Source organism: Clostridium sp. (assembly GCF_047718555.1).
Lineage (GTDB): Bacteria > Bacillota > Clostridia > Clostridiales > Clostridiaceae > Clostridium_I.
The window spans coordinates 1-7,048 of record NZ_JBDNRK010000099.1; the positions used below are offsets into that span (position 1 = coordinate 1).

The following is a 7,048-nucleotide window of genomic DNA, read 5'->3' on the forward strand; positions in this document are numbered from 1 at the left end:
TTTTTACTCATAAATTATTTTTTTAATTTATATTGACTTTTACTAGCTGGTCTTACATATAATCTTTAATTTTTCTAGTTAGTTCTTTTGTAGTATACAATAGTTTCATAAGGCCTTAGTCTAATGTTTTCATTTAATTTTGCATCCTCATAATTTGAAATTAATACCTTAAAATTTTTATATCCTTTTAATACTATGTCTATATTCTCTTCATAAAAATTGCATATTACTATTAAGCTTTCATCTTTATAATTTCTTTCATAAGCTAATATTTTAGAATGGTCCCTAAAAATCATCTTAAAATCTCCATAGGCAATCACATCTAATTCTTTTCTAAGAGTTATAAGCTTCTTATAAAAGTAAAATATTGAATTCTTACATTCCAAAGCCTTTAAAACATTTATTGACTCATAATTTTTACATATATCTATCCAGGGTTCAGCTTTACTGAAAGAAGCATACTGTAAAGAATCCCACTGCATAGGAGTTCTCCCATTATCCCTTGATTTTTCCTTTAATATGTCCATAATTTTCTCTTCTGGTATACCCTTATTTTTTAATATCTTGTAATAATTCAAAGACTCTATATCTCTGTACTGATTTATACTATTAAATTCTGCATTGGTCATACCTATTTCTTCACCTTGATATATATATGGAGTTCCCTTCATCATATGAATTGCTGCCGCTAACATTTTACCGCTTAGAGTATGGTATTTTTTATCATTACCAAATCTAGATATAGCTCTTGGTTGATCATGATTACACCAAAACAAAGCATTCCAGCCATTACTTTTATCCATTTCCACCTGCCATTTATTGAAAATTTCTTTTAATTCTTTAAATCTGAATTTATCTCTAGTCCATTTCTCTCCATTTTTATAATCCACCTTTAGATGATGAAAATTAAATACCATATTCAATTCTTTCTCTGCTGGATTTGTATATTTAATGCAATTATCAACAGTGGTACTACTCATTTCACCTACAGTAATTATATCTGAATATTTTCCAAAAGTTTCTTTTGACAGTTTTTTTAAATATTTATGTATATTAGGCCCATCTGTATAAAACTGTCTTCCATCTCCCTCTAAATCATCTTCGTAAATAGTAGGCTTACTTAAAAGATTTACTACATCAAATCTAAATCCCTTTATACCTTTATCAATCCAAAAGTTAACTATATTATACATCTCTTGTCTTAATTCTTTATTCTCCCAGTTTAAATCTGCCTGGGTTTTATCAAATAAGTGCAAATAATATTTATTTAATTTAGGAACATACTCCCAGGCACTTCCACCAAACTTAGAAACCCAATTAGTAGGCTTTCCATTATTAACCGGCTCCTTGAATATATAGTAATCCATATATTTCTTTTCCCCTGTCAATGCTTTTTTAAACCATCTATGTTCTGTGGATGTGTGGTTAAAAACCATATCTAGCATTATTTTTATATTCTTTTCTCCAGCTTTTTTTATTAATTCTTCTAGATCCTTCATAGTTCCATACTGTGGATTTATTTTATAATAATCTTCTACATCATAGCCATTATCCCTTTGTGGTGAAGTAAATATAGGTGTCAGCCATATATAATCTATCCCTAAATTTTCTAAGTACTGTAATTTTTCAATTATCCCTTTTATATCACCTTGTCCATCATCATTTGTATCTTTAAAGCTCTTAGGATAAACTTGATAAATGGTACTTTTTTTAAACATTTCATCTCCCCTTCTATGCTGGTATATCTAAATCTTTCTTTAAGCTATCTCCTGTCTTATACTTTCTCTTATATACAATAGTAGTCAATATTACTGGCACAACTATAGCTGTAATCATTCCAATTGCATAAATACCCCAATATTGTGGTTTAATACTTAAAATGGATGGAAGGCCTCCTACACCTATACTGTTTGCCATAGTTCCTCCTGATGTTATAATTACTGCTGCCAATGAAGAGCCTATCATTCCGCATATAAATGGGAATTTGTATCTTAAATTTACACCATATAATGCAGGTTCCGTAACTCCTAAATATCCTGAAATTGTAGCTGGTACAGATATTTCTCTTTCTGCAGTAGTTTTATTCATTATTAATATTGCAAGAGTAGCAGATGCCTGAGCTATATTACTTATAGCAACCATTGGAAATATAGGTGTACCCTTAATATTTGCAATAAGCTGTAAATTTATAGCCGTATTAATATAGTGAAGCCCTGTAATAACTAAAGGTGCATAGAAAAAACCAAACACAGCTGCAAAAATAACTCTATAAGGACCGGTTATTGAAGCTGCTATTACATAGCCTATTCCATCTCCTATTAATCTTCCTACAGGTCCAATTATTGTATGAGCTAATATTACACTTACTATTATGGTGACAAAAGGAACAATTATCATAGATATTGCATTAGGTGTAATTTTTTTCATTTTCTTTTCTATAGTAGCTAATGCCATAGCAGCCAAAATAGCTGGTACTACTTGAGATTGATATCCAACCTTAGCTATTTTAAATAAACCAAAATTCCAAACTTCTGGTACTTTCTGTCCTATTAATCCTGATTGCATTAATTGAGGAGAGATAAGAGTTAATCCCAAAATTATACCTAGAATAGGTGTAGCCCCCATTTTCTTCGATACAGACCAGGTTATTCCTACAGGTAAGAATTGAAATATAGCCTGACCAATTAGCCATAAGAAGGAATATACTCCTGCCCAGAATATACTCATATCCGCAATAGATTTTCCATTAAACATTTTAATATCACCTATTATGCTCCTAAATCCTAAAATAAGACCACCTGCAACTATAGCTGGTATCAAAGGTACAAATATTTCGGATATATTAGATAATATTTTTTCGTATAATTTCATATTATTTTTTGCAATTTCTTTCACTTCGTCTTTATCACCAGATTCAATGCCCGTAGTTTCAGCAAATATCTTATAAAAATCACCTACATTAGTACCTATTATCACTTGATATTGCCCTGATTTACTAAAAATGCCCTTTACAAATTTCAGCTTTTTAATTTCTTCTGTATTAGCTTTGTTCTCATCTTTTAAAACAAACCTCATCCTTGTAACACAATGAGTAACACCTAATATGTTTTCTTTCCCTCCAATCTCTTTTAACAATTTAATTGCATCATTATCTGTAAACATTGTTTCTTCCCCCTTATATAAATATTATTTAGAAAACACCTCTATATCAGTATTTTTACTCCTGATTTTGCTGCAACTTACATAGATGGTTAATAGAAAATACATTTCAAATAGCATTTCATCTATAGTTGTACTTCAAACCGCATAACTGATCAGTTTATAATTTAATAATCTAGTTCTATTATTATTATTCCTCTCCTTTCTTTGCATTTTATTTGCATCAACACCTTTCAAATAATTAGAAATTTGATTACGTTCCCAATATAATTTAAGCCTTCATATATATGAATATAGCTATATATAATTACTAAAATACCATGTCATAAAATTTATTAGGTATCGTTCCCAAAACTTTATATAAACAAAGTTTATGAAATTTGATAATACAAATAAAATAAGATTTTTAAAAGACAATTATAATATCATAGTATTCCTATGTGAATTATAATAATGTATTTTATATATAATGTCAATTGTTTTTCTATGTTTTTATAAAAAAAATAGTATAAACAGCTAATCTAAGCTTTTTATACTATAATTACATATTATTTTATAAGCACAGCTCACTGTGTATTACTATAGTTTCGCTTATATTTTCACCTTTTATCATTCTTTCTAGTATTTCAGCTGCTCTTATACCCGAGTTTTCATAAAATAATTTTATACTTAAATGTTCTGGAAATATAAATTTTACTAACTTATTATTACCAACACCAGCTACGAAAATGTCTTTAATCTCATTTTCCAATAAAAATTTTCTTGTACCAAGAGCAATAGTATCCGTTGCGCAAATTATAGCATCCACATTTTCATTAAAACAAAGTTCCGCCAATTTATACCCATCGCTATAATTCATATTGCCAATATAGATTATTTGTTTCATTCCTTTTGATGACGCAAAATCCTTATAAGCATTATTTCTTTCCTTACCAGTAGTAGGATCCTCATCCCCTATACCAATATATCCAATATTCCTCTTTCCTTGATTCCATAAATAACCGCAAAGCTTATGTATAGCTTCATAATTATCATACACAATAGAATTAAATCCCTCTACCTTTTGACCAATCATAACAACTGGCTTATTTAATTTCAACATAAAATCATATTTTTCATTCCCTATAGCAAAAATAATAAATCCATCTACACTTCTTTTTAACAAATTTTCAACATGCCTTTTAGTCTTTTCTATAGAGAATAGGCTTTCTACTAAAACTACACTATAATCAAACTGTTCGCATCTTCTTAATATGCCTCTGATTGCTTCATTTTCTGAATTTGAATCTAATCTAGTAGTTACTATTCCAATAGTCTTTGTTTTTTTCCCTCTCAAAATTCTTGCACTAGTTGATGGTATGAATTTATTTTTCTCTATTACTTTTAATACTTTTTTTCTTGTCTCCTCTTTAACATTAGAATCATTGTTTAATACTCTTGATACCGTAGATTTGCTTACACCTGACATTTTTGCTATATCCAATATAGTAAGTTCCCTCATTGTTCTTCATCCTTTTCTTAGCTGCACATAATAAAATAAATCTATCTTTTTAAAATACGTGACAAATTATAAATTCTATCTTGAGTGTATTCAAAAAAGTTTTTATATGCTTCACAAAGTTGATTTATTGATGGTTTTTCATCAATATAAGGTTCTCTCCATCTTCTGCACCCACCTCTGCATAACATAAAAAACTTACATTTTTTACATTTATCATCTACAAACAGTGAACTTTTAATAAATTCTGATACCTTTGGATCTTTTATTAAAGTATCAAAATTATACTTATTTAAATTTCCTAATTTCCAATAATCTGTTACATAAAAATCACAAGGATAAACACTGCCATCAGCTTCTACAACAAAATAACAATGACAACTTCCTGACATTCCACAGGCTTCTGCTTTATAGCCTGCTGCCATCTGAATAATGTTTGAAAAATACCGAATATCAATATTCTCACCTTTTGTAAAATCCTCATACCATAGATCAAATAATTTTTTTAAAAAATCGCTATATTTTTTGTTATTAAGAGAGTAAAATGTAGTTTCTTCACCTATGCCATCAAGGCAGGGAATAAATTGCATGAATTTTATTCCTAATTTTTTATAAAAATTATATACTTGTCCAATGTGTCTGGCGACATATGAAGTAACCACGCAAAGTACATTGTATTGTACTTTATAATTATCAAATAGCTGTATAGTATTAAGAACCTTATTAAAAATGCTTTTCCCACCTATTTCTACCCTGGCAGCATCATTAATATCTTTAGGTCCATCTATAGATATCCCAACTAAAAAGTCATTTTTTACAAAGAATTCAGCCCATTTTTCATCTATTAAAGTCCCATTAGTTTGTATGGTATTCTCTATCTTTAAATTTTTATAATTAAACTGTTTCTGAAGCTCTATTACCTTCTGATAAAATTCTAATCCCGCTAAAGTAGGCTCTCCTCCTTGAAATGCAAAAACACAGTAATCATCTGCATATTCTAATATATTTTTGACTAAATTAACAAGAGTTTCCTCTTTCATTATTCCATAATTTTTAATCTCTCTGCTTTTACTCACTGAATGATAAAAACAATATTTACATTGCAAATTGCATCCTGAGGAAGCAGGCTTTATCAAAACGCTTGCCGGTGGCATACTTTAACACTCCCCTATATAATATTTATCCAGTCATATATGTATAAATTCTTTTTATATAAAATTAGCTATTTTATCCGATGACTACCATCCGTAATACTCCCATCGCACTCTGTGAAAGCGATTCACACAAAATCCAAGATTTTGGTTCTCGGCTTTTCTGTGAAAGTGGGAGATAACGGCTGCTACGTCACTGGATAACAATTTCTAAGTTTCAGCGGTCGTAATAAAAAACTCCACCTGAAACAAAGAACTCTGTTTATCTAATATCTCATTTTATATCTTATCATACTATATTTTTAATTGCATCTCTAGTGTTTAACAGTTAAATACATTTCTAGCTTTATGCCTTTTTTAGAATAAAATTATAGCACTCAAATTCATAATGAATAAAAGTGCTTTTATAGCATGATTATTTCCATTCTTCCTTAAGAAGCCCAAAATAATTTTCATCTTTAAATTCACCATTAAAGTAAAATCGTTTTCTTAAACAACCTTCATGCCTAAATTTCAACTTTTCGATTATAGCTTTAGAACTTTCATCTTCATTATTTACTATGGCTTCAATTCTTTGCAAAGGTGTATTTTCAAATCCAAATTTAATAATTTCCTTAAAAGCCTTATATATATAATCCTGCTTACAATAAGCTCTATTAAGTTCATATCTAATTTCTGCTCTAGTAAATTTATAATTAAAATTATACAGCCCGCATATACCTATTAGCTTATTATTTTCCAGATTAATAATACCCCAGTTTATTGCTTTATTGTATTTATAATCTCTAATAAATGTAAAAAACAACTCTTCTGTTTCTATAATTTTTTTGTGCGGCAATATATTATTATATTTTAATACATTGCTATCTGAAAGTATTTCAAACATATCCTTAATATCATTAAAATTTAGTTTTCTAAGCATTATTTCACAGGTTTTTATTTCTGGAAATTCATTAAATAAATTGTTCGTCATATTATTTTACCTCACTTTTTATATCTAGTACGTAATTTACAAATGCCCTTATAAAAATTTACTACTTTGATGTTATACCTTATTTCAAATTATAAGAAATCTAACAATAATCTCTTATTATTTTTATTCTAAAATTATATTATCTAATTTATCCGATAACTAGCCGCTGTAACACTCCACCTTCTATAGGTGAAGATAACATCAGCACGTCCTTGGATAATTCATCTAAACTCAGTGGGAATACAAACTCCCACTGAGTAAGATTCA

Annotated in this window: 5 protein-coding genes; all 5 read right to left on the reverse strand. The window is 28.7% G+C overall.

What is annotated here, in order from left to right; translation table 11 throughout:
- Positions 1 to 74: 74 nt before the first annotated feature.
- The 5 genes from treC to ABF633_RS20275 all read right to left on the reverse strand — a co-directional run bounded on the left by treC (position 75) and on the right by ABF633_RS20275 (position 6,781).
- On the reverse strand, positions 75 to 1,718 hold the full coding sequence (gene treC, locus ABF633_RS20255) for an alpha,alpha-phosphotrehalase (RefSeq protein ID WP_415526456.1): 1,644 nt from the start codon (positions 1,716 to 1,718) through the stop codon (positions 75 to 77).
- Between the two features lie 13 nt (positions 1,719 to 1,731).
- The gene (gene treB / locus ABF633_RS20260) at positions 1,732 to 3,162 is read right to left on the reverse strand and encodes a PTS trehalose transporter subunit IIBC (RefSeq protein WP_415526458.1); all 1,431 of its coding nucleotides are present in this window, start codon (positions 3,160 to 3,162) and stop codon (positions 1,732 to 1,734) included.
- Between the two features lie 550 nt (positions 3,163 to 3,712).
- Positions 3,713 to 4,660, reverse strand: a complete 948-nt coding sequence (locus ABF633_RS20265) for a LacI family DNA-binding transcriptional regulator (RefSeq protein ID WP_415526460.1) — start codon at positions 4,658 to 4,660, stop codon at positions 3,713 to 3,715.
- A gap of 41 nt (positions 4,661 to 4,701) precedes the next feature.
- On the reverse strand, positions 4,702 to 5,811 hold the full coding sequence (locus tag ABF633_RS20270; RefSeq protein WP_415526462.1) for an anaerobic sulfatase maturase: 1,110 nt from the start codon (positions 5,809 to 5,811) through the stop codon (positions 4,702 to 4,704).
- A gap of 412 nt (positions 5,812 to 6,223) precedes the next feature.
- Positions 6,224 to 6,781, reverse strand: a complete 558-nt coding sequence (locus tag ABF633_RS20275; RefSeq protein WP_415526464.1) for a GNAT family N-acetyltransferase — start codon at positions 6,779 to 6,781, stop codon at positions 6,224 to 6,226.
- Positions 6,782 to 7,048: the final 267 nt, after the last annotated feature.

What these genes read in the sequence shown, in the direction of transcription:
- ABF633_RS20270 (WP_415526462.1), bottom strand. Translation starts at nt 5,811, where the DNA reads ATGCCACCGGCAAGCGTTTTGATAAAGCCTGCTTCCTCAGGATGCAAT.
- ABF633_RS20275 (WP_415526464.1), bottom strand. Translation starts at nt 6,781, where the DNA reads ATGACGAACAATTTATTTAATGAATTTCCAGAAATAAAAACCTGTGAA.
- ABF633_RS20265 (WP_415526460.1), bottom strand. Translation starts at nt 4,660, where the DNA reads ATGAGGGAACTTACTATATTGGATATAGCAAAAATGTCAGGTGTAAGC.
- treC (WP_415526456.1), bottom strand. Translation starts at nt 1,718, where the DNA reads ATGTTTAAAAAAAGTACCATTTATCAAGTTTATCCTAAGAGCTTTAAA.
- treB (WP_415526458.1), bottom strand. Translation starts at nt 3,162, where the DNA reads ATGTTTACAGATAATGATGCAATTAAATTGTTAAAAGAGATTGGAGGG.